This is a genomic window from Acinetobacter sp. LMB-5 (assembly GCF_001541635.1).
Taxonomy (GTDB): domain Bacteria; phylum Pseudomonadota; class Gammaproteobacteria; order Pseudomonadales; family Moraxellaceae; genus Acinetobacter; species Acinetobacter pittii.
This window is the reverse complement of record NZ_LRDR01000008.1, coordinates 173,283-196,042: the sequence shown is the minus strand read 5'-3', so window position 1 is coordinate 196,042 and position 22,760 is coordinate 173,283. Positions and strand designations below refer to the sequence as shown.

Annotated in this window: 22 protein-coding genes and 1 tRNA gene; 9 read left to right on the top strand and 14 right to left on the bottom strand. The window is 36.4% G+C overall.

Annotation, left to right across the window (positions count from 1 at the left end):
• Nucleotides 1-4: 4 nt before the first annotated feature.
• Complete coding sequence (locus AW165_RS13055) at nucleotides 5-916, bottom strand: polyprenyl synthetase family protein (RefSeq protein WP_060466077.1); 912 nt, start codon at nucleotides 914-916, stop codon at nucleotides 5-7.
• A 163-nt stretch (nucleotides 917-1,079) separates the two neighbouring features.
• The gene (gene prpF / locus AW165_RS13050; protein WP_060466076.1) at nucleotides 1,080-2,267 is read right to left on the bottom strand and encodes a 2-methylaconitate cis-trans isomerase PrpF; all 1,188 of its coding nucleotides are present in this window, start codon (nucleotides 2,265-2,267) and stop codon (nucleotides 1,080-1,082) included.
• 378 nt (nucleotides 2,268-2,645) lie between these two features.
• Here prpF and AW165_RS13045 point away from each other — a divergent pair, with 378 nt between their 5' ends.
• Entirely contained in the window at nucleotides 2,646-4,025 is a 1,380-nt protein-coding gene (locus AW165_RS13045) for an amino acid permease (protein WP_031946772.1), read from the top strand.
• Nucleotides 4,026-4,080: 55 nt separating this feature from the next.
• On the opposite strand, the gene nudC is transcribed toward AW165_RS13045, so the two are convergent.
• Nucleotides 4,081-4,860 (bottom strand): NAD(+) diphosphatase, encoded by a 780-nt coding sequence (gene nudC, locus AW165_RS13040; protein WP_060466075.1) that lies wholly within the window; start codon nucleotides 4,858-4,860, stop codon nucleotides 4,081-4,083.
• A 288-nt stretch (nucleotides 4,861-5,148) separates the two neighbouring features.
• On the opposite strand from nudC, the gene AW165_RS13035 reads away from it, so the two are divergent.
• Together AW165_RS13035 and AW165_RS19345 are read left to right on the top strand one after the other, a co-directional pair.
• The gene (locus AW165_RS13035; RefSeq protein WP_060466074.1) at nucleotides 5,149-6,672 is read left to right on the top strand and encodes a cryptochrome/photolyase family protein; all 1,524 of its coding nucleotides are present in this window, start codon (nucleotides 5,149-5,151) and stop codon (nucleotides 6,670-6,672) included.
• 4 nt (nucleotides 6,673-6,676) lie between these two features.
• Nucleotides 6,677-6,817, top strand: coding sequence for a DUF2256 domain-containing protein (locus tag AW165_RS19345; protein ID WP_081410660.1), 141 nt, complete (start codon nucleotides 6,677-6,679; stop codon nucleotides 6,815-6,817).
• 85 nt (nucleotides 6,818-6,902) lie between these two features.
• Here the strand turns inward: AW165_RS19345 and AW165_RS13030 are convergent, their stop codons facing one another.
• On the bottom strand, nucleotides 6,903-7,157 hold the full coding sequence (locus AW165_RS13030; protein ID WP_032052731.1) for a TIGR03643 family protein: 255 nt from the start codon (nucleotides 7,155-7,157) through the stop codon (nucleotides 6,903-6,905).
• 308 nt (nucleotides 7,158-7,465) lie between these two features.
• Between AW165_RS13030 and AW165_RS13025 the strand changes: the two genes are divergently transcribed.
• Nucleotides 7,466-7,538: transfer RNA gene (locus tag AW165_RS13025), tRNA-Arg, on the top strand.
• A 681-nt stretch (nucleotides 7,539-8,219) separates the two neighbouring features.
• On the opposite strand, the gene AW165_RS13020 is transcribed toward AW165_RS13025, so the two are convergent.
• The 8 genes from AW165_RS13020 to AW165_RS12980 all read right to left on the bottom strand — a co-directional run bounded on the left by AW165_RS13020 (nucleotide 8,220) and on the right by AW165_RS12980 (nucleotide 15,008).
• Nucleotides 8,220-8,678: an SMI1/KNR4 family protein gene (locus AW165_RS13020; RefSeq protein WP_060466073.1), complete on the bottom strand. Its 459-nt coding sequence runs from the start codon at nucleotides 8,676-8,678 to the stop codon at nucleotides 8,220-8,222.
• A gap of 303 nt (nucleotides 8,679-8,981) precedes the next feature.
• Complete coding sequence (locus AW165_RS13015) at nucleotides 8,982-9,401, bottom strand: hypothetical protein (RefSeq protein ID WP_060466072.1); 420 nt, start codon at nucleotides 9,399-9,401, stop codon at nucleotides 8,982-8,984.
• 481 nt (nucleotides 9,402-9,882) lie between these two features.
• Nucleotides 9,883-10,332 carry a hypothetical protein gene (locus tag AW165_RS13005; protein ID WP_060466070.1) on the bottom strand — a complete coding sequence of 150 codons (450 nt, stop codon included), beginning with the start codon at nucleotides 10,330-10,332 and terminating at the stop codon, nucleotides 9,883-9,885.
• 35 nt (nucleotides 10,333-10,367) lie between these two features.
• The gene (locus AW165_RS13000; protein WP_060466069.1) at nucleotides 10,368-10,877 is read right to left on the bottom strand and encodes a hypothetical protein; all 510 of its coding nucleotides are present in this window, start codon (nucleotides 10,875-10,877) and stop codon (nucleotides 10,368-10,370) included.
• Nucleotides 10,878-11,008: 131 nt separating this feature from the next.
• Nucleotides 11,009-11,884, bottom strand: a complete 876-nt coding sequence (hchA, locus tag AW165_RS12995; protein WP_060466068.1) for a glyoxalase III HchA — start codon at nucleotides 11,882-11,884, stop codon at nucleotides 11,009-11,011.
• Nucleotides 11,885-12,092: 208 nt separating this feature from the next.
• On the bottom strand, nucleotides 12,093-13,103 hold the full coding sequence (locus AW165_RS12990) for an NAD(P)H-quinone oxidoreductase (protein WP_081410653.1): 1,011 nt from the start codon (nucleotides 13,101-13,103) through the stop codon (nucleotides 12,093-12,095).
• A gap of 32 nt (nucleotides 13,104-13,135) precedes the next feature.
• Nucleotides 13,136-14,032 carry an AraC family transcriptional regulator gene (locus AW165_RS12985; RefSeq protein WP_060466066.1) on the bottom strand — a complete coding sequence of 299 codons (897 nt, stop codon included), beginning with the start codon at nucleotides 14,030-14,032 and terminating at the stop codon, nucleotides 13,136-13,138.
• A 157-nt stretch (nucleotides 14,033-14,189) separates the two neighbouring features.
• Nucleotides 14,190-15,008 carry an undecaprenyl-diphosphate phosphatase gene (locus AW165_RS12980; protein WP_002116515.1) on the bottom strand — a complete coding sequence of 273 codons (819 nt, stop codon included), beginning with the start codon at nucleotides 15,006-15,008 and terminating at the stop codon, nucleotides 14,190-14,192.
• 353 nt (nucleotides 15,009-15,361) lie between these two features.
• On the opposite strand from AW165_RS12980, the gene AW165_RS12975 reads away from it, so the two are divergent.
• Together AW165_RS12975 and AW165_RS12970 are read left to right on the top strand one after the other, a co-directional pair.
• Nucleotides 15,362-16,162 carry a PaaX family transcriptional regulator C-terminal domain-containing protein gene (locus tag AW165_RS12975; protein ID WP_017402623.1) on the top strand — a complete coding sequence of 267 codons (801 nt, stop codon included), beginning with the start codon at nucleotides 15,362-15,364 and terminating at the stop codon, nucleotides 16,160-16,162.
• Between the two features lie 105 nt (nucleotides 16,163-16,267).
• A complete protein-coding gene (locus tag AW165_RS12970; protein WP_060466065.1) occupies nucleotides 16,268-17,260 on the top strand; it encodes a fatty acid desaturase family protein in 993 nt (330 codons plus the stop codon).
• 48 nt (nucleotides 17,261-17,308) lie between these two features.
• On the opposite strand, the gene AW165_RS12965 is transcribed toward AW165_RS12970, so the two are convergent.
• On the bottom strand, nucleotides 17,309-18,334 hold the full coding sequence (locus AW165_RS12965) for an AraC family transcriptional regulator (protein ID WP_060466064.1): 1,026 nt from the start codon (nucleotides 18,332-18,334) through the stop codon (nucleotides 17,309-17,311).
• 159 nt (nucleotides 18,335-18,493) lie between these two features.
• On the opposite strand from AW165_RS12965, the gene AW165_RS12960 reads away from it, so the two are divergent.
• Both AW165_RS12960 and AW165_RS12955 read left to right on the top strand, forming a co-directional pair.
• The gene (locus tag AW165_RS12960; RefSeq protein ID WP_060466063.1) at nucleotides 18,494-19,192 is read left to right on the top strand and encodes an NAD(P)H-dependent oxidoreductase; all 699 of its coding nucleotides are present in this window, start codon (nucleotides 18,494-18,496) and stop codon (nucleotides 19,190-19,192) included.
• A gap of 599 nt (nucleotides 19,193-19,791) precedes the next feature.
• A complete protein-coding gene (locus AW165_RS12955) occupies nucleotides 19,792-21,156 on the top strand; it encodes an outer membrane protein transport protein (protein WP_060466062.1) in 1,365 nt (454 codons plus the stop codon).
• Between the two features lie 58 nt (nucleotides 21,157-21,214).
• On the opposite strand, the gene thrH is transcribed toward AW165_RS12955, so the two are convergent.
• Complete coding sequence (gene thrH / locus AW165_RS12950) at nucleotides 21,215-21,832, bottom strand: bifunctional phosphoserine phosphatase/homoserine phosphotransferase ThrH (protein WP_002116438.1); 618 nt, start codon at nucleotides 21,830-21,832, stop codon at nucleotides 21,215-21,217.
• Nucleotides 21,833-22,016: 184 nt separating this feature from the next.
• On the opposite strand from thrH, the gene AW165_RS12945 reads away from it, so the two are divergent.
• Complete coding sequence (locus AW165_RS12945) at nucleotides 22,017-22,751, top strand: phosphoadenylyl-sulfate reductase (RefSeq protein ID WP_060466061.1); 735 nt, start codon at nucleotides 22,017-22,019, stop codon at nucleotides 22,749-22,751.
• Nucleotides 22,752-22,760 lie beyond the last annotated feature (9 nt).

Below are 22,760 nucleotides of genomic sequence, written 5' to 3'. Positions count from 1 at the left end.
ATTATTAATTGGTACGCGCTAAAAGGAATTGTGAGATATCTACTAATTCTTTTGCATCATCACCAAAATGAGCTAAAGCTTCAAAAGCTTGATCATGCAAGTCTTTAGCATACGACTTTGCTTGTTCGAGCCCCATTAAGGCTGGGTACGTCGATTTTTGTACTTGTTCATCCTTACCTGCGGTTTTACCCAAGGTTTCGGTACTCGAAGTAATATCGAGAATATCGTCTAATACTTGAAAAGCCAAACCAATCGTCTGCCCATATTGACGCAACTTTGGAATTGCTTGATCTGTTCCAGAGAAGATAGTCACTGCACCCATCATAATGGCCGCCTGAATGAGCGCACCAGTTTTATTGCGATGGATATTTTCAAGTTCGTCTTGAGTAATTTGCTTACCTTCAGCTTGCAAATCTAATACCTGTCCAGAGACCATTTTGGAGCTGGCAGTTGCTAAAATCTGCATTTGTTTTAATACAATCGCGGCATCGGTACCCTGCCCTTGTTCATCGAACAAACGGCTCCCTAAAACCTCAAAAGCCATTGATTGTAAAATGTCGCCTGCAAGCAAAGCCGTATCTTCGCCAAACGCAACATGACAAGTCGGCTGACCACGACGCAGTAAATCATTGTCCATACAAGGCAAGTCATCATGCGCTAGTGAGTAACAATGAATAAGTTCAACTGCAACCGCAGCACGGCGAGCCGCAGCAAAATTCGGATTTGGCTGTAAAGAAGCCGTGGCATAACATAAAGCTGGACGCACACGTTTTCCACCAAGCATGACTGCATGGTGTACTGCACTTTTTAAAGGTTCTGGAATTGAAAATGCGGCCAGTGTCGTCAATAAATCTTGTTGAATACGTTGTTGAGCTTGTTTTAAAACATCCGCATTAACTTGAGAGAGTGATGACACAGTCGCCTCGATAAAATCAGTAGAGAAATTTTATTGAATGTCATGAAGCATTCATGCACTACATCATACACGATTCACTATGAAAAGTGCGTGATGAGTTTGCGAAGGCCATGTAAAAAAGCCTCTACAAAATGGAGAGGCTTTTTTCATTTTTAAGTGACTTTTAGAAACTGTCACCTGGAACGCGTACCCAACCTTCCATTAACACACGCGCACTACGGCTCATAATTGCCTTTTTAACAACCCACTGGCCATTTGTAAGTTCAGCTTGAGCACCAACACGTAATGTCCCAGATGGATGCCCGAAACGTACTGCTTCACGCTCACCGCCGCCAGCTGCTAAATTTACCAATGTGCCTGGAATGGCAGCTGCTGTGCCAATCGCAACCGCTGCTGTTCCCATCATCGCATGGTGTAATTTACCCATCGACAAAGCTCGAACCAATAAATCGACATCACTCTCTGAAACTGACTTACCGCTTGAAGCTGTATAGTTTTTTGGTTTAGAGACAAAAGCAATTTTGGGTGTGTGCTGACGAGCAGCCGCTTCTGAAATATCTTTAATTAAACCCATCTGCACCGCGCCATAGGCACGAATTTTTTCAAAACGTGCTAGTGCAGTTGCATCACTATTAATATGATCTTGCAACTCTGTACCTTGGTAACCCAAATCTTCTGCATTTAAGAAAATGGTTGGAATACCAGCGTTAATAAATGTCGCTTGGAAACGGCCAATATCAGGAACATCTAATTCATCAACGATATTTCCTGTCGGGAACATATCACCGCCTTCTTCACCGTCATCGGCTGGGTCTAAAAACTCAATTTGAACTTCAGCGGCAGGAAACGTCACCCCATCCAGTTCAAAGTCCCCAGTTTCTTGAACTTGACCATTGGTAATAGGCACATGAGCAATAATAGTTTTTTGAATATTTTTTTGCCAAATTCGAACCGTACATAGGCCATTTTCTGGAATACGATCTGCATCAACCAAGCCATTTGAAATCGCAAAAGAACCAACAGCCGCGGTTAAATTACCGCAGTTACCGCTCCAATCTACAAAAGCTTGATCAATTGAAACCTGACCAAACAAATAATCGACATCATGATCTGGCTGAGAACTTTTAGCGAGAATAACTGTTTTGCTGGTACTCGAAGTGGCACCACCCATGCCATCAATTTGTTTTCCATAAGGATCTGGACTACCAATTACACGTAGTAAGAGCTGATCTCTTGCTTGTCCTGCAACTTGGGCTTTTTCCGGCAAATCATCAAGCTTAAAAAAGACACCTTTACTGGTTCCACCACGCATATAAGTTGCTGGAATTTTAATTTGCGGTACTGAGCTCATATCAACTGTTATCCTTACTATTATGTTCTTCTATATCAAAACAAGCATTCTTGTTTACCCTTCTCTGCATCTTAAATTGTTTTAAGGCCAAGAGATAGCGATCTATTTTATACATCAATCGTATTGACGCGAGCATATTTTGTGAATTTAACAATGCTCTTGCAATGACTTAATCTAAGCAAAATCTAAGAAAAAAAGTCTATCTGAAATTATATTTTTTAGAGTACTTTTCACTCGATATTAAAATATTAAAAGTAAGATTATGATTTTAAATATTTTTTATAATTACTTTTCAGTCACAGCTTATTAATTTGTAGTCTAGGCTAAAATAACTCCATCTATTAGAATAATTTACTTATTCATTGTGAGTGAAGACCTTTGACCAACGAATCTTCTACACTGCAACGAGGACTAAAAAATCGACACATCCAATTAATTGCTATGGGTGGAGCAATTGGTACCGGATTATTTTTAGGCTCGGCGCAAGTGATTCAATCTGCGGGACCATCCATTATTTTAGGATATGCCATTGGCGGCTTAATCGCGTTTTTGATTATGCGTCACTTGGGAGAAATGATTGTTGAAGAACCTGTTGCAGGATCGTTCAGCCATTTTGCGTATAAATATTGGGGGAAATTTCCCGGATTTTTAACCGGATGGAACTATTGGATACTCTACGTTCTGGTTGCGATGAGTGAACTCACCGCGGTAGCCAAATATATTAATTATTGGTGGCCTCATATTCCAGCGTGGACTTCTGTCTTATTTTTCTTTGTCGTGATTACGGCAATTAACTTAACCAACGTCAAATTTTATGGTGAGTCCGAATTCTGGCTCGCTATTATTAAAGTTGCTGCGGTTATCTCTATGATTGTTTTTGGGCTTTATTTGCTATTTACAGCAGATGTAGGCTCAAATATTTCATTTAGTAACCTTTGGTCTCATGGTGGATTTTTTCCAAATGGCTTTAGCGGCCTCTTCTATATGTTGGCTTTCTTGATGTTCGCCTTTGGTGGTATTGAACTGATTGGTATGGCCGCAGCAGAAGCAAAAGATCCGAAAAAAACGATTCCAAAAGCAATTAACCAAGTCGTTTTCCGTATTTTGATTTTCTATATCGGTTCACTAGCGATCTTACTTTCATTAGTGCCATGGAACCAATTAGATCTTGGCGGTCTCGACAAAAGTCCATTTGTTATGATTTTTAGCCAAATGGGAATTGGTTGGGCTGCACACTTACTGAACTTTATTATTTTAACTGCTGCTTTATCTGTTTATAACAGTGGGATGTTTGCAAATAGCCGTATGCTCTACAGTCTTGCTCAACAAGGGAATGCACCAAAAGTTTTTGCAAAAACCAATAAACAGGGGGTTCCTATTCCCGCTGTTCTGCTTTCGGCTTTATTAATCTTTGGTTGCGTTCTTTTAAATTACTTTGTACCTGAAGATGCTCTTGGACATCTCATGTATGTTGTAGTTGGTGCACTTGTTCTAAACTGGGCAATGATATCAATTACACATTTGAAGTATAGACGCTTTGTTAAGCACGCGAATATTAAGACATCTTTTCCAGCGTTATGGTCACCTTTTAGTAATTACTTAGTTTTAGCGTTTATTGCTGTGGTTCTCTATATTATGTGGACTCAAGGCTTCAAAGAGTCAGTAATGATGATCCCTATTTGGATTACTGCAATGCTTGTACTTTTTGACTATTTAAATCCTAAAAAACTGGATTCCATTGAGAATCCTGAAGAATAAATAAATCTAAAAAGCCATTGTCTAGACAATGGCTTTTTTATTTAAAACTATAAGATTAAAGCCACTGTTTCGTATCATCAGCGACAGGTGTGCCATGAATAACGTGCATAATCATTGCATGCGCAATACTGCCTTTAAATGGAATTTCAGGTAATTGATCAAGTTTGAAAAATTGAGCATCACTCAGTTCGTTCTCCTGAATTTCAATTTCGCCCGCTTCATATTCAGCTTTAAAAGCCAACATTAAGTTACTCGGAAATGGCCATGGTTGACTCGCCAAATATTGAATATTCTTAATTTGTAATCCAACTTCTTCTAATGTTTCACGTCGAACAGCATCTTCTAGTGTTTCCCCTACCTCGACAAAGCCAGCAATTAAACTGTACATCTGGCTCTTATTTCTAGCATTTTTAGCCAGCAAAATCTCGTCCTCACCACGCGTAATAATGGTAATTACACAAGGATTGACCCTAGGATATTGACTAAAATTACATGCTGGACAAGTCATCGAATATTCAGTCTTATGCTGCTGGGTTTTATGTCCGCAACGACTACAAAACTGATGATTACGGCGCCACTCTAGCAACTGAAAAGCGCGACTTGCCTGCTCAAACTGAGGTTTAGTCCAATACTGTAAGAGTTGGCGAATGGGTATGAACTGATATCCATTTGGTATAAGTTCGCTTTCTTGGAAATCTCTTGCTATTACTAGAGGGTCTGCTTGTATAGGTAAATCATATTCCTGCTGTTCAAGACAAGGTAGATTAAAATTCGCATCAACCAAAAGTTGTTGCTGCTGAAAAATATAAGCAATAGGATGGTTGTTGGTATCCATTTATATACTCGAGTTAAAAACCTTTCGACGGCCTCTATAGCTCCTTCAAAAGGATCAGACTTAAAACGTATTTTTCAAAAATCTTACGCATACTGGCGAACATCTTCAATTTATTTAATTTGTATCTTTTTGATTAAAATCACATTTTATTCACGCGTGCTATGATTTTAAGTTATATCTATGACTTTATAGCTAACTGACCAGTGATGAACTTAGAAGCACTGCTTCACATAAAATTGATCTCTGAAAATTTAGACTAGTTTTAGTTCCATCTCATGAAGCAAAAATATGCGATTTGGTTTAATTTTGGGTGATCAATTAAATCACCAACTCGCAACGCTCAAGTATTTAAACCGGAATGAAGACATTATTTTGATGGCTGAAGTACTTGAGGAAACATCTTATGTTGCGCATCATCCACAAAAAATAGCGCTGATTTTTAGTGCAATGCGACACTTTGCAAAAGAATTAAAAGCACAGGGCTGGAAAATCCGTTATCACACATTTAAGCGCGAAAGTCATATAAAAAAATTAGTCGACTTTATTGCTTTGCAGCAGCAACACTTCTCGGCAAATACTCTCGTCGTTACCCAATGTGGTGAGTATCGCTTACAGCATGAAATCGAAAGTTCATGGGCTAACTCACTAAAACTACCTGTTATTTGTTTAGAAGATGATCGCTTCTTTTGTACCGTAGAACAATTCAAGCAATGGGCAAACAAATATAAAACACTAAGAATGGAATACTTTTATCGAGAAATGCGCAAGCAAACTCACTATTTAATGCATGACCAACAACCTGTAGGTGGGCAATGGAACTTTGATCAAGCCAATCGAAAAGCATGGTCAGGCGATCCACCTTTGCCACCAAAATTAACCTTTGAGCATGATCAAATTGATATAGATGTTATTCAACTGGTCAAGAAAGAATTTTCTCAACATATCGGCAATCTCAATTCCTTTCAATGGGCAACAACCCGTCAAAATGCCTTGCTTGCTTTAGACCATTTTATTTCTAACAACCTACCCCACTTTGGCGATTATCAAGATGCTATGGTTTATGGTTCAGATTTTATGTTTCATAGTCTGCTCTCGCCTTATTTAAATTGTGGATTGTTATTACCAAAAGAGGTATGTGACGCTGCCCAAACAGCTTATTACAACGGACAGGCTCCCTTAAATGCAGTAGAAGGATTTATTCGGCAGATTTTAGGATGGCGGGAATATGTGCGTGGAATCTATTGGTTGTCTATGCCTGACTATAGCGATCAAAATACCCTTCATGCCAGCACGCCGCTGCCACAATATTACTGGACGGGTAACACAAAAATGGCATGTATGACCGAATGCTTCAGAAATACCTTTCAACATGGCTATGCCCACCATATTCAGCGTTTAATGATTACAGGCAACTTTGCGCTTTTAGCAGGTGTAAACCCATCAGAAATTTGCGAATGGTATTTAGCAGTCTATGTAGATGCTTATGAATGGGTCGAATTACCGAATACTTTCGGCATGGCAATGTATGCAGATGGCGGCATCATGGCAAGTAAACCCTATGCTGCATCAGGTAATTACATACATAAAATGTCAAATTATTGTCCACACTGTACATATAACGTTAAAACAAAAACTGAGTCCGACAGTTGTCCATTTAACAGCTTATATTGGTATTTTATGAGCCGACATGAGGCCATATTTCGTCAGAATCCCAGAATGGCTATGGTCTATAAAAACCTTGATCGTATGAAAGATAAAGCTTCTGTCATGCAGCATGCAAAGTTACTTATTCATCAACTTGATGAGCTTTAAGACCATGAAAAAACAGTATCTCCCCCAGAAAATATGTGCCTATTGTCAACGTCCTTTTGACTGGCGAAAAAAATGGGAACGTTGCTGGGAAGAAGTAAAATATTGCTCTGAAAGATGTAAAAGACAAGCCCGATCAACTAAGTAGATATTTCACTCGATTGTTTTAACTGATTCAACACTACTCTTAATTGTTGAATCAGCTGGTTTTCAATTGATTATATCTGATGATGTTAAGCATATTTATACTGACGAGAGCAGTAAGCTCGTTCAACGTCTGGTGAACGTAATTGTTGATGCTTAGTTTTACGCCCTGCCATACGTTTACGCCAAAGTTTAAAACTATTGGTTTTTAGGTTGTATCTCATTAAACGAATCACTTCGCTTTCGCTTAAGCCATACTCTCGCTCAATTGCTTCAAATGGAGTGCGATCTTCCCATGCCATTTCAATAATTCTAGATAAGTCCTGTTCATCAATTTTTTTCATGCTCTGCCCTTTTGAATTATAGGTAGCTAAATCTGATTTTTAACAAACAACCTTTTGGGAATAGTTTCATCTACTCAATTGCTTGTCTTAAACCTTTTCGTGTTTTGCTTCAGATCATAGAAAGATAAACATGAAGTTTTTGTGATTTTTTAGCTTTCTAAACTGTTTTTCTACAGATATAAGTGTTTGAAACCTTTGAATGGTTCAACTTTATCTTTATTGGCCACTCTGGCAAAAGTTTTAATAACTAAAACGTAAAAAAGCCATTGCCTTAGCAATAGCTTTTTTGTTTATAATCATAAAATTATGCGCCCTTAGCTTAACTGGATAGAGCAGTTGCCTCCTAAGCGACCGACGTGGGTTCGAGTCCCGCAGGGCGCACATATAATCTACCAAATAGATATGCTAGTAATGATTATAGAAAAGGATCAATTAAAGTATACACATAGAATAAAGAGCTAAAAAGAATTACACACCATCTTCTATAAACCTCGCCTGTACTACTATTAACATCTATAGCAAATACAAAGGTAAAAGTTCCATTAAACCAAGCATATAAGCAAAAAAAAGTTGATGAAAATATAACTAAAACAGAAGATATAGATAAAACTTCGTTGATATATTGCAAAAATAATCCAAAAGCAGAAATTAATGTATATACCGAAAATATTAGGAATTTATATCTTGTATATATTAAAAGATAAGTTTCTTTCACTTCCTACCTCTTGTCCTTTTATTAGATTTTTTGTAGAAAAAAATAATAGATAAGGAGTATCAATTATATCTTCTATAAATTTTTCAATATTCCTTAAATTTAATTTTGGCAATACAACCATATTTTCATAAAAAATATTGATTTGATCTCAAATCATCTTCAATAGTTTGTTTCAAACTAATAGGATCATAAAATTTAAATGTATATAGTTTATCAAATACCTGTATTTCCAACTCAAGACATCCTTTTGATTCAACTTCCCAAGCATAGTCAGAAAAATTTTTTCTATTTTTGTGAGATAATTTTTCATAAGTTAGTGTAGTGTGCTCAAAATATCATTAATTAAATTAATCAAACATTTTTTTAATTTGGTTATAAAAAAAGCTACCAAAATCAGCTGAGAAAAATTGGAATGTGTTCTCACCAGGAGACCAAATTTCAACTATATTATTACCTTGATTGTTTTTTTCACAATCCAAAACTGCATAATTACCATCACCAAAATGATAAAAAACAATATATTTAGCTGGCAAATCAGATTGCCTTCTATTGTTTAGTGTAACCCATGTTGCATCAGGAATTCCTGAATTAATTTTTTCTTCATTAATTACTCCATAAAATTCTTGCCCTGCAATATCTCCACATCCTAATTTTTTTAGAAAATATCTGTAACTATCAGGAAAAGTTATTTCCAAGTAATTCTCAGCTAATTTTACTAGAAGTTCCTCTTTCTCCCCTTCAAAATCAGCCTCATCAAGATGTAAATTTATTAAAGCAATGGCCTTATCAACATCGTTAATACTCATATATATTACCCTCTATCTAATTTTTTAGCTTTTCCTTTTCGGTACTGTTTTTTACACAAATTAAATTCCTACCTATTAATACCAAATAGAATCGCAGCACCAGGATTAATACTAATTTTCCAATTAACCTTTATACATATTGTTAACAACTAAAAATCTTATATAATATTAATTTTAAAATTCCACATATAATTATATAAGCTAAATACATTAAACATATCAAATAGATTAAAATTTATATAAATACTTAAAATCAAAATCTTACCAACAAAAATCTGGCAAAATGCCAGCTTTAATTTACTATTATTCTGGAAATATAATCTGACTAGGCTGTACAATAATATTTGGTGGCAATATTTTTAGTTGATTCATAGTTTCAAAAAGCTCTTTTTGATACACAGTTAGGTCAAAAACTAACTCAACCCAGCCATTATTAAACCACACTTCCCAGTAAACCAGGTTATTCTTATGAGTAACCTTGATATAATCCCAACCGCCATCATCAGCTATACCAGAGACATCTGTAAATATTAGATAAAATCCAGAAGTGTAAATAGATTTTTCTAATTCAGATGGTACAAGTAAGGCACCTTGATCAACGAATAACTTTAAATCAGATTTATCCGTGGGCCATATAAAGGCTGAATTTTCAAAAGCGATATGATTTATCTCTATGGAATCTCTCCCCTGAACCACCTTAACACTTAAATCTAGTTTATTCATATTAATACTTCATTATTTAAAAAAACTATTTATTTAACAATGGATTAATTAATAAATAAACATGAAAAAATGTACTTGAAAAAATCATCATCCACCTCGCTATGATTTCTCCATTATTACTCGATTCAGTGATTGGTAAAGTTTCTGCAAATATTCCATTGCACCACATATATATACAAGCATAGCAACTCAGGAAAATGACAAAAAAGTATCCATAGTCAATCAAGCCCACTTTAACTTGAATGAAAACACTCACTAAAGTAAAAAATAAAATTAAAAAAACTATCTTTTTCTTATGCCTTTCAAGCAGATAAAAGTAAATCTTCTTTAATTTCATATGAAGCCCCCTAGTCTTAAAACTTATATTCGGTGATACTTACTACCTCATTCAAATATCTATTTATATCCTTGATTAATCAATGCACAATTCTCTGTCATTTTATTTAGTCTTTATTCGTTTTATATTTTATAACTATCTAAATTATTTATCTTTAAAAAAAATATTGTACGACTCCTCTCTTCCATCATAGAAAAACAAGTCATCAATTTTTTCAAACAAGTAAAAATCACCGATTATTTCTTTAAGCCCATTAAAAATAAGACCTTTTGAATTAGATTTTAGACCTAATGATAATTTTTCAATTAATGAAGAGTGGTTTTCACAATATGAAAATATTTTAATTAAAGAATGAATTTCTTCCTTACAAGGTATATCTACAGTAAGAGTAAGCAAAAAAGCTTTCATATAAAATAAAGTATTCTTTTCAACTTCGGGAAAGCTAACATATCCAGAAAAAACCCTCCTATTAACTCCACTTTGGTTGTAAATAATATCATTTTCATTACCATCAGCAGGAAAAATAATATCTTTATTTAATTTAATGTAGCCCACGTAATTATAGGCTATAATATTAATTTCATCCTCACCCATATTAAACCCCTATAATCCATTAATATAAAATAATTTTAACCTTCACCCTTAATGTAAACTCTATTAAGTAATGGAGAAACACCCAATTTCTCTTCTACTATCCAATTCCAAGTATCTTCCTCTTTTAATTTATCAAGAATATAAATGGATACTATCTCATTTCCAGCTTTGTAAAGCTCTTCACTAATAGTTTTTTCTCTTTCACTCGTAAAAACTATATCTTGAAAAATTTCTTTATTCGTTCCATTTACTTTAATTGTAATCATTGTATTTTCCGCTATAAAAGGATTTTCCTCATTAATTTCAACTATTACTCCTTTCAAACAATAAGTTTCTATATTGCCATTTTTGATATTTTCCCACCATTCAGCTGTTGCATATAAACCATTGTCGCCCTTAAGCCCCATAGTTGTTCCCTTATCCAACGTAGTTTGCTGTATATTTTTGATATAATTTTCATCCATCAATATTGAAGAAGATAACCTTAAATCAAATACCAACTTATACCCTTGCTCAAGTAGATTTATATCTTCTATTTTTATCATTTTAATATTCTCCTATTCTTACTTATTATGCTGATTTTACATCACTTATCATTTTCAAATTTATACCTAACACATTCATTATAAAAAAATAGGGCTTAATAAAAAGCCCTATTTCTATAAAAACTGCTTACTTAATCCTTCACTTCAGCCAACAATGTTTCCGCTGCGAGTTTGCCTAAATTATTAGAAGCAAGCGGACTATCACCAGTTAGCAATTTACGGTCTCTATGACATTGACCTGTAATGCCCTTATTTAAAATTTCCACACCAAGTTTTTCAAGGTTTTCACCCACTAGCCAAGGTAAAGCTCCAGGCATATAACCGATATCAATATTTGCTCCCTTATCTAATGAATCAGGGAATACACAAATTTGATAGCCTTTAAAAATATAGTTTTCTGGCTGTTCATCTACAGCCGCAGCAAGTAATGAAGCTGGACCATGGCATAATGTAATAATAAATTTATCATGCTCAACCGCCCATTTAAGAACTTTTTTCACCTCAAGGCTATGTGGAATTTTAGCTAATACGCCATGCCCACCCGGAATAAATACAGCCGCATATGGTGAGTTTTCACCGACTGCATTTTCTAAAATGTCAGCAAGTTTTAGCGGATTTTTTAATTTATCTGCATATTTCTGAAAGGTGTCTAACACCACTTGTTCTTGCTTTGGCATTGCCCACATTTCAAGTTTGGCTGGATTTCCTGAAAGTGTCGCAATATCAATTTCGAAGCCAGCATTATCTAAATGAAACATCGGTAAAAGCATTTCTACAGGATGGTTACCTGTTGAGAAGAACTTACCGTTTTGCATCTGGATATAACGCTCATCAGTTGCAATCATTAAAACTTTTTTATTGCCTGTATACGGCGTTGGGTAAGTCGTGCCATCGTAATCAGTTTTAGGAGCAGTATATTGGCTTAGTGAATAAGGTGATGGGAAAAAGGCATTATCTTCAGCCAAATCTGGAGTAGGATTTTTATCATCAATATTTGCGGTATTCATTGTTACTATCCTTTTTCATCAGTATGGAAAGAAATAATAAGGTAAAAACCAATTGTTATTTCTTACTCAATTTATAGGTGAAGTTATGGAACTGGTGCAATCTGCCAATAGAATTTGGCAATTTTTATAGAGAAATAGGCAGAATCTAGAATTATAAAATTCAGTTTAGGCGAACCTGTCGTTCGCCCAAACTTCAATGATTACAGCGTTACGCATTCATTTCTAAAACGATCTTTCCGATATGATCACCTTGTTCCATACATGTGTGAGCACTTTGTACATCTGAAAAAGCATACGTTTTATAGATTTGCGGTAAACATTTACCTTGAGCCAATAATGGCCACACATGCTCATGCAAAGATTGGGCAATCTGGGCTTTTTCTTGGCTATTACGTGCTCGCATCGTTGAGCCCGTAATTGTGGCACGCTTTAAAATCAGTTTTTGTAAATCAAATTCTTTTGCGATTCGTCCACCCATAAAACCAATAATGACCAGTCGGCCATCACGTTTTAATAGATTTAAATTTTTTGTGAAATAAGAACCACCCACAATATCCAAAATAACATCAACACCTTGATCTTGAGTATGTTTCAAAACTTCTTGCTCAAAATCTTGGGTTTTATAGTTAATTGCTGTCGTTAAACTTGAGAGTGCTTCAACTTTATCTTCACTACCAACCGTAGCAAAAGTTTTAATCCCCAAAGCGTGGCAAATGGCTAAAGCTGTGGTTCCAATACCACTTGCCCCACCATGAATCAGTGCGGTTTCATCTTTCTTTAAACGGCCAATATCAAATAGATTTGCCCAAACTGTAAAAAATGTTTCTGGAATCGCAGCAGCTTGAGTAAATGATAAATTTTCAGGTATTGGTAATACTTGAGTTGCAGTTACCGCACAATATTCTGCATAACCGCCGCCATTTGTTAGGGCGCAAACTTTATCGCCAACCTTGAATTGATCTACTTCGTCACCTACAGCAACCACAACACCAGCGACTTCAAGTCCAGGTATTTGAGTAACACCTTTAGGCATAGGATATAAACCCATACGCTGCAATACATCAGGGCGGTTGATTCCTGCAGCCTTTACCTCAATTAAGACTTCATCTGCTTGAGGTTCTGGAATATTAGCATCTTGAACTTTTAGAACCTCAGGTCCACCCGGAGCCGTAATTTCAATAATTTTCATGGTTGTTGGAAGGGTCATAAAATGCTCCATGTTTGATTTATATCTAAAAATACTAATCTACGTTAAATAATTGAGGACTTGGGTGGAATGCCAAACAGTCGTTTAAATTCTCGGCTAAATTGTGAAGCACTAACATATCCAACTTCATAGGCGGCTTCTGCGACTCCCATTTTATTGTTCGTGATTAACTCACGTGCCTTATGTAACCGAGTAATTTTGATGTACTGTAAGGGCGAATAATTCGTCACCTTTTTAAAAGTTTGATGAAAAAGCGAGATGCTCATGCCCGCTTGTTTCGCTAATTCTTGAACCGTTAAGTTATGATAATAATCACGTTGAATAATTTCACAAATGGTATAAATCACGCCATTTCGACTTGCCATAGCAGATAAGCTCTCGACTAGATTGCCGCCTGAAGCCTGCACCACACGATAAACCAATTCTCTTTTAACTTGCTCACCCAATATAAAAGTATCTTGTTTAGAGCGAAGTAAATTGAGTAATCGTAGAGCAACCTCTGAAATAGTCTCATTCATGTCAATCACTCTAAGCCCGCAGCTTAATTTTAAATCTTCTGAATGAGCATCTTCAGTAACCACTTGTTGCTGTTTATCCATTTTAGTAATGAGATCAGTCATCATTTGTGGTTCAAATTTTATGGCTATCGCGAGCATTGGTTCATTATTTTCAACCACAGTATCGCAATCAAACGGTATTGCAATTGAGATAAATAAACACTGACCTTGTTGAAACTGAAAGATTTCTTTACCAATATATCCTCGCTTTACCCCCTGTATCACTAAAACAATTGAGGGTTCTTGCAGCACGGCAATAGGTGGTGTGGAATGATCTACACGCATCAAAGTGATGTTAGAGATAAAAGTAGGATAGAGGCCTTCTGCTGGAGCCAAGTGCAAAAATGCATCGACCAAATGTTCTGTAAGATGATTTTGCGGCATAGTTTTATTGTGAGAAGTAATCTAATAATCAATATAACAATGAACCTAAAATGAAAACATCTGTCTTACGTTTACTTTGTATAAATAGGCAATTCAAATCAATTTTTAGGCATAAAAAAACCTAGAGCATTCTAGGTTTTTCACTTCATCAGATTATTTAAGCCGATAAATTAAAGAACATTGCTGCAATCAAAATAATTACGCCAAGTACAATTCGGTACCAAGCAAATACACGTAACGTATGACGTTCTACAAACAGTACTAATGCTTTTACAACAAACAGCGCGGCAATAAAAGCAGCAACGAAACCTACCCCAATATTAACCATATTGTCTGAGGTAAGTACGTCAGCATTTTTAATCAAGTCAAAAGTCGCAGCGCCCAACATGGTCGGCATAGCAAGGAAGAAAGAAAATTCTGTAGCAGCTTTACGTGATAAACCTGCAAACATTCCGCCTACAATTGTTGCGCCTGAACGTGAAGTTCCCGGAATCATCGCCACACACTGAGCAAGACCTACTAAAAGCGCTTGTTTAAAAGTAATTTTAGTTGCATCTAGGGTCTTATGTTCAAACTGTCTAGATTCCACCCAGAAAATGATAAGGGCACCGACAATTAAGGCAATCGCAACCACAATTGGGCTAAATAGAACACTTTTAATAAAGTCGACAGCTAGAACACCAATAATGACTGCTGGAAAGAATGCAATAAGCACACTAATCGCAAAATGACGTGACTCCACATCACCACTAAAGAATCCCTTAATCAAGTTAATAATTTTTTGTCGGTATAACCAGCACACTGCCAAAATAGCACCTAACTGGATTACGACCTCAAATACACGACCGCCGTCTGAGTGGAAATCGATAATATGACCAAATAAAATTAAATGGCCTGTACTCGAGATGGGTAAAAATTCAGTTAAGCCTTCGACAAAGCCTAAAAACAGTGCTTTTATAACTTCAAAATTTTCCATAACTTGCTCAAAGAAAGTTAATCATTAGAACGACCTAAAATTTGTTTTATCGAAATTGGTAAGTCTCAAATTAGACTTAACACATGTTCAATATCAGATCATTTCTAACGTTTGTGGTTATTGCCCCTAGTTAAAGGCAGTTTATTTAAAGTGCGATAATGTATCACATCATGATGACAAACTTGGGTTAACTATCGTAAAAAGATAAAACTTGGTTAAGAACTGCCAAAGTTTTTCTTGTTATAGACAAAGCTTTTTACCTTTACGTACTCTACAAAATGATCTTAAAAAGTCCTTAAAAAAACATGATATTATTCTGATCAAATGCAGGTCATCTCAAAAATTCAATCTGAATGAAAAATACCAAAATTAATGCACGCCATCTCATTATCGATTTATTTCTTTCCTCTGCTTACCCTCAGCTCACGATTAGACAAATATTAATTGCCGCTAAACTTTTTAATATGAGTGACAACGGTATACGTGTGGCTACGACTCGGCTATTAAATGAAGGCATGATAGAAAGTGTAGAACGCGGTATTTATCAACTTTCGCCATCAACCAAAGAATGGGCAAAAGTCATTTTGAATCGTAAAAATGGCATTAAGCAGACTAAAGAATGGCAACAACACTATCTGGCAGTATTTACGGGGACATTAGGTCGTATTGATCGAACCGCTTTAAAAAAGAGAGAACACGCTTTACGTCAATTTGGTTTTAGAGAACTCGAAACTGGAATTTATATACGTCCAGATAATTTAGCGTATAGCTTTGAAAAAACATGTGAAGAGCTCATTTTAGCGGGTCTTGAAAATGAAGCTAAAATTTCTATTATTCAAAAATTTGACGCAAAAACAGTTTCGTTAATTCCTTCTTTGTGGGATACCAAACAGCTTGAAAAGAACTATGAAATGTATAGTCAAGATATTCAAGAATGGCTTTTGAACTATAAAAATCTATCCTTAAATGAGGCTGCTACCCAAGCTTTGTTATTAGGACGTGAAACAATTACCTTACTCATGAATGATCCTCTACTGCCTTCTCCATTTGTTGATGAACATGCCCGCAATCAGTTTGCTCAAAATGTACAACAGCTCGATTCGATTGGACAAAAGCTATGGCAGAAACTTTATGAAAATGAATTAGCCCACTAAAGGGCGATTTATTTTTTTACAAACAAATATTTCACTTTTTACAATTTTATGAATATATTTGTAATATAAGATATGGATACCAAAATCTGATTTGGGAGAATAAAAATGAATGCACAAGTGAGTGTGACCGATCTATTTAGCAGAGAAGAAATACAAGAACTCACACAACCCTCAGACATATACGGTGCTTGGGCTGTTGCAAGTACGTGGGCTGTTATTGGCGGAACATTTGCAAGCTTAATCATGATGTGGGATTACTTACCTAGCTGGGGCAAATTACTTGCTTGTATGCTAGCTTTGGCCATATTGGCGGGTCGCCAGTTATGTCTAGCAATTTTGATGCATGATGCATCTCATAAAAGCTTGTTCAAAAATAAGAAAATAAATGACTTTGTAGGTGAATGGCTATGCGCCCGTCCAATCTGGAATGATTTACAAAAATACCGCGTACATCATGTCCGTCATCATGCAAAAACCTCTACTCCAGATGACCCCGATCTTTCGTTAGTTTCTGGTTTTCCTGTAAATAAAAAATCGCTTACTCGTAAATTTTTACGCGACTTAACAGGTATGACAGGATTAAAGTTTAGCTTTGGTCGAGTGTTAATGGATCTAGATCTAATGAAATGGACTGTTGCCAATGATCAGGTCTGGTTAGATCGAAGCAATAAAGATTTCGTTGACTATGCCAAAAGTCTTATAAAAAACAGTAGTGGTGCCATTGCAACCAATGTAGCTCTCTATGGTGTTTTAAAAGCTTTTGGTCAACAACGGTTTTATTGGTTATGGCCCCTAGCTTATTTAACACCGTTTCCATTATTTTTAAGAATTCGCTCAATGGCCGAACATGCAGGTATGCAAACGAGTAATACGGCTTTAACCAATACACGAACAACACGTGCAGGTTGGATTGCTAGAAGTTTTGTGGCGCCTATTCATGTCAATTACCACATGGAACACCATTTAATGGCTTCGGTGCCCTACTTCAAACTGCCGCGTATGCATCGTCTATTGAGAGCGCGCCGCCATGTTCCAGCACCACCTAGCTATTTTGAAGTGATTGATTCACTCTCATCTAAGCCAGAACAATCTAATTAATTGACTCAAATCATAAATGAAAGGCCATGAAATTAAATTTGTGGCCTTTTAACTTAAATCATCCATCTTATGTTTGGTTTGGAAATATTTAGGCGTCACTCCCATCCACCGCTTAAATGCACGGGTAAAGTGAGAAGTCTCGGCATAACCTAGCATTAAAGCGACTTTTTCGATCGACATGTTATTTTGAGCTAAAAGTTTCTGGGCATGCTCCTTTTTCAGTGAGTCTACCAAGAGCGTAAAACTAGTATCATCAAGAGCTAAATAGCGTTGCAGAGTTCGCTCCGACATATTCATGATATGAGCCACTTGCCCAACTTTTAATGCCTCAATATTCCCATTCATAAGCAATTTTTCGGCCACTTGTTTGACTTGCCCTTTCCAACCACTTTTTAAGTTTAATTTCTCTATATCCCGCTTGCACTGCGCATTTAATAACGGCGCTAGCATTGGGTCTGCCGTTAATACAGGTTGTGCTAAATACTCTTTTGGAAATATCCAACGATTACGCTTTTGGTTAAATAAACAAGTCACAGCCAGTTGATGACTGATTTGGTCAAAACCTATCGGCTCGGGCATTTGTAATTCAACTTTTCCCAAATGAGAAAGCCCTGTTAATTTTTTCGCAATTTGGACAAAACCGACTAATAAAAAAATGTTGGCATTGGGGCTCAGCTGAAATGCATTGACGGGCTGATGAATTGACCAACATGCATCATTATTTTCTTGTTTTAATTCTGGTTTGAAAACCTTACAACGTGAACCAATGAATTGTTCAAGTATTTTTAGCGCTTCTCCTAAATTTGGAGAAACTATGGCAGCCATTCCGACTGAACCATAACATGAAGCCGTCATGCTTAAAGCTAAATACCCTGCTAATGCTGGCTCTTTGCATAACTCAATCGCCCGTTCAATAAGCTGATTTAAGATGTTGAACTCAACATACCAGTAAGGCTTTTCTAATTGGTCTAAGGTTATTCCACTTCCATTTAAAAGCTGCTCACCAGAGACACCGCACCGCTTAACGGTCTCAACGATTAAATTAATATAAGTTCCGGGTAATTCTGGATTCATGAGCAACCCATATGAGCAAAATAAAATGGCGCGAAATGGTAAAAACTGTCAGTTCATGAACTATGCCATGCTTTTAAATTGATGCATAGTTATTCAAAACAAAATCCGCTGAATTGCACTAGACAGCACAATTTCTGAAAAGAATACAGGTCCTCCCCTATGAACATTCTAATTGTCCATGCTCATCCAGAACCGCAGTCTTTCACTACTGCTCTAAAAAATATAGCTAAGCAAACCTTAGAAAAATTGGGGCACAGCGTAGAAATTTCAGATTTATATGCGATGCAATTTAACCCTATTGCATCTAAAGAGGATTTCTTAGAGCTTAATCAGCCTGATTATTTTAACTATGCACTTGAACAAAGAAATGCCAGCAAAAATCAACTTCTAGCTGCAGATATTCAAGCAGAAATTGAAAAGGTAAAAAAAGCAGATCTAGTCATTTTAAATTTCCCACTTTATTGGACATCTGTGCCAGCAATTTTAAAAGGTTGGATTGATCGCGTATTTGTCTCAGGGCTTTTTTATGGAGGCAAACGATTTTACAACCACGGCGGCATGGTAGGTAAAAAAGCGATGTTGTGTTTAACACTCGGTGGTAGAACACACATGTTTGGAGAAAACTCTATTCATGGTCCAATTGAAAATTATTTATCTCCGATTCAACGTGGTACTTTGGCATATGCTGGTTTTGAAGTCCTGCCTCCATTCATTGCTTACCATTTACCTTATATTAGCCAAGAAGCACGAGAAACCCTTCTTGAAGACTATGTAATCTACCTTACTCATTTGGACCAGCTTGAGTCATTAACATTTCCAAAGCTTGAGCAATTTGATGAAAAACTATATCCAATCTAATGCTATGTTTTAGCTATAAAAGTTAAATAACCGAATCTAGATTGTTATTTTCGGTTTTTTTATCGCATATAACTTTCAAATATAGAATCCAAATTCGCTCAAAAAATAGATCAAATGGTAAAAAAATTAAGGCAATTTTTTTTATAAGGCTAAGAATATAAAATTGAATCAATAATATACAGATGTAGAGAAACTAGACTTATCAACTAAAAATGACAACCAATACTCATTTCATAATCACTTAATTCATATTTTTACAAAAAAATCTTTGACCATTTTTCTTGGATTTGTGACAAAAATGTCATAAAAATAAAGACCATTACTGATACATAAAAAATATAAATATCAATTAATTAAATTAATTTAACAATGCAAATATTCCTTCATATTTCATCCATTATTGACAGATTTTGTATAAAAAATGAGTACTGCCCAGTTCATACAATAGATTTACTCTTATTTTAATTATGCTATTTTTGTTACATGGAGTTATCAAAGCTTCTATTACTTGTAATTAGGAGCTTTGAAGGCAACACAGTTTAAACGGTTTAACTCTGTTACTTTTAAAAAAATGTCTTGAAGTTCAAGGAAAGATTAAAATGAAATTAAAACATCTGAGCACTGCAATGATTTTAGCAACGCTGCCTGCAACTGGGGTTTTTGCAGCAGCATTGGATCGCTCTGGACAATCTATCTCTGCATTTTTGCAGCCTGGTAATTACTTTGAAGCTGGAATTTCTGTTTTAGACCCAGATGTAGCTGGTAAGGAAGCCGGTACAATCAAAACAGGTCGTAATATTGGTGATATGGGAGAAGATTATTACTTCCCAAGCGCAGCCTTAAAACTACAACTTACTGATAAATTCTCTTTTGGTTTACTATACGATCAACCATTTGGAGCCGATGCACAATATTCTGGTAATAATGCTTTTGTAGCAAGCCCATCAGATCCAATTCTTGGCACTTTACCAATTACAACAGGTGCTTTAGGCGGAACTCAAGGTGCTACTTCTGTTGAGGTTGACACCCAAAATATTTCGATGATCTTTGGATTCCAACCCACTGAAAATTTTAACTTTTATGGTGGCGGTGTATACCAAACGATTAAAGGAAATGTTCATTTAAGAGGTTCTGCATATAGCCTATATAATGGCTATGACGCTTCAATTCCTGAAGATGGAGCAGCTGGCTGGTTAGCTGGGGCCGCTTTCCAAATTCCAGAAATTGCACTTAAGGCATCGATTACATACCGCTCAGAAATTGACCATAAAATTAATGCAGATGAAACAATTGCACTTGCAGATTCAATTACAGCCAATGCTGGAGCACTTGGATCAACTATTGGACAATTAGTTGCAGCTGGTCAGTTAACTCCTGCCCAAGCTGGAGCGATTCAACAAACAATTGGCAAGGCTATTGCTGCTAACCAATTAGAAGGCAAGACTACAATTACTACACCTCAGTCTGTAAACCTTGATTTCCAGACAGGGATTATGGCAAACACAGTCGCATTTGCGAATGTACGCTGGGTAAATTGGAAAGATTTCGCAATTCGTCCATATAAATTTGGCAAAGTATCAGAAGCTGTAGGTCCAATAGCAACTCCTAGCCGACCAAATGGCTTTAATCTAGTTGAATATTCTGATGACCAGTGGTCTGTGAATGCCGGTGTAGGTCGTAAACTTAACGACAAGTGGGCGGGTAACGTTTCGGTAGGTTGGGACTCTGGCGCAGGTAATCCTGTAACAACTTTAGGTCCAACTGAAGGTTACTGGAACGTAGGCGTAGGTGTTCAATACAGCCCTACTCCACAAACATTTATTGCTGGCGGTGTAAAATATTTCTGGTTGGGTGATGCAAAAGCTCAAACTGGTGCCCAAGCTGGTAGCGATGACTACTATGTTGCAGAATTCTCTGATAACAACGCTATCGCTTATGGTTTAAAACTTGGTTATAAATTCTAAGTTTAAAAAATTATGTATATAAAAAAGGCGCTTAAAGCGCCTTTTTTATTATTTATTTTTAAGCTGGGATTGTACGCTGTGAAACTGAACGGATTGCTTCTTTTAATGCATCATATCCGTGGATAGCTGGAAACTGAGGAAATTCGGCAATCACATTTGCAGGTGCATCAAACAAGAAACCATGGTCCGCTTCACCAAGCATGGTTGTATCGTTATACGAATCGCCAGCTGCGATTACACGGAAATTCAAGCCATGCAATGCTTTAACAGACTCACGTTTTTGATCTGGTTGACGTAGTTTATAAGCGGTAATCATACCTTCTTCATCTGTCTCTAACTTATGACAGAAAATTGTTGGCCACCCTAATTGCTTCATTAAAGGATGCGCAAATTCATAGAAGGTATCTGACAAGATCACAAGTTGGAAATGCGTACTCACCCATTCAACAAACTCTTTTGCTCCCGGTAATGGCCCCATCTCAGCAATGACTTCTTGAATATCATTTAAGCCTAAACCGTGTTGTTTTAAAATATTAAGACGCTGAGTCATTAAAACATCATAATCCGGAATATCACGAGTTGTTGCTTCGAGTTCTTTAATCCCTGTTTTTTTAGCGAAATTGATCCAGATTTCAGGAACTAAAACCCCTTCAAGATCTAGGCATACGATTTCCATGAATGCTTCCAACGTTGGTTAAAAATTGCTGTATCATACCATTAAGATTTTCAGTTTTGCGTTGTTATTGATCAAATCAATTTTATTCATAAGGATCGAAATTAAAGTGCTAAGCACTTTATCAACTATCCTTTAGAATATTTTTCATAACTCAATGCGCCCAAGCCTTTTGCCAGGAACACACATGACCGTTATTCCGACTATTGATATCGTAGATGCTCTTGCTGCTGAATATGCAACCAAAAGCCCTCGAGAAATTTTAGAACTTGCCTTAAGCCAACAAGGTGAAATTGCAATTTCGTTTTCGGGAGCAGAAGATGTTGTGTTAATTGATATTGCTTCACGCTTAGGTAAACCTTTCCGTGTATTTAGTCTCGACACGGGCCGCCTGCATGCCGAAACTTATCAATTTATTGAAACTGTTCGTAAACATTACAATATCAATATCGAAATTTGTTTCCCTGAATCTGACGCTGTTCAAAACATGGTAAACGAAAAAGGTTTATTCAGCTTTTTTACAGATGGGCATCAAGAATGTTGTGGTATTCGAAAAGTTCAGCCTTTACGTAAAAAACTTGCGACTTTAGATGGCTGGATTACGGGTCAACGTAAAGATCAAAGCCCAGGTACGCGTACAGAGATTCCTGTAGTACAAGCTGATGCAGGTTTCTCTGGCCCAGGTAAGCAACTCATTAAATATAATCCTCTAGCGAACTGGACAAGTGCTGAGGTATGGAGCTACATCCGTATGATGGAAATTCCATATAACCCTCTTCATGAGCGTGGTTTTGTTTCTATTGGATGTGAACCATGTACGCGACCTGTATTACCAAATCAACATGAGCGTGAAGGACGCTGGTGGTGGGAAGAAGCCACTCAAAAAGAGTGTGGCTTACATGCTGGTAATATGAAAAAGTAATTGGATATC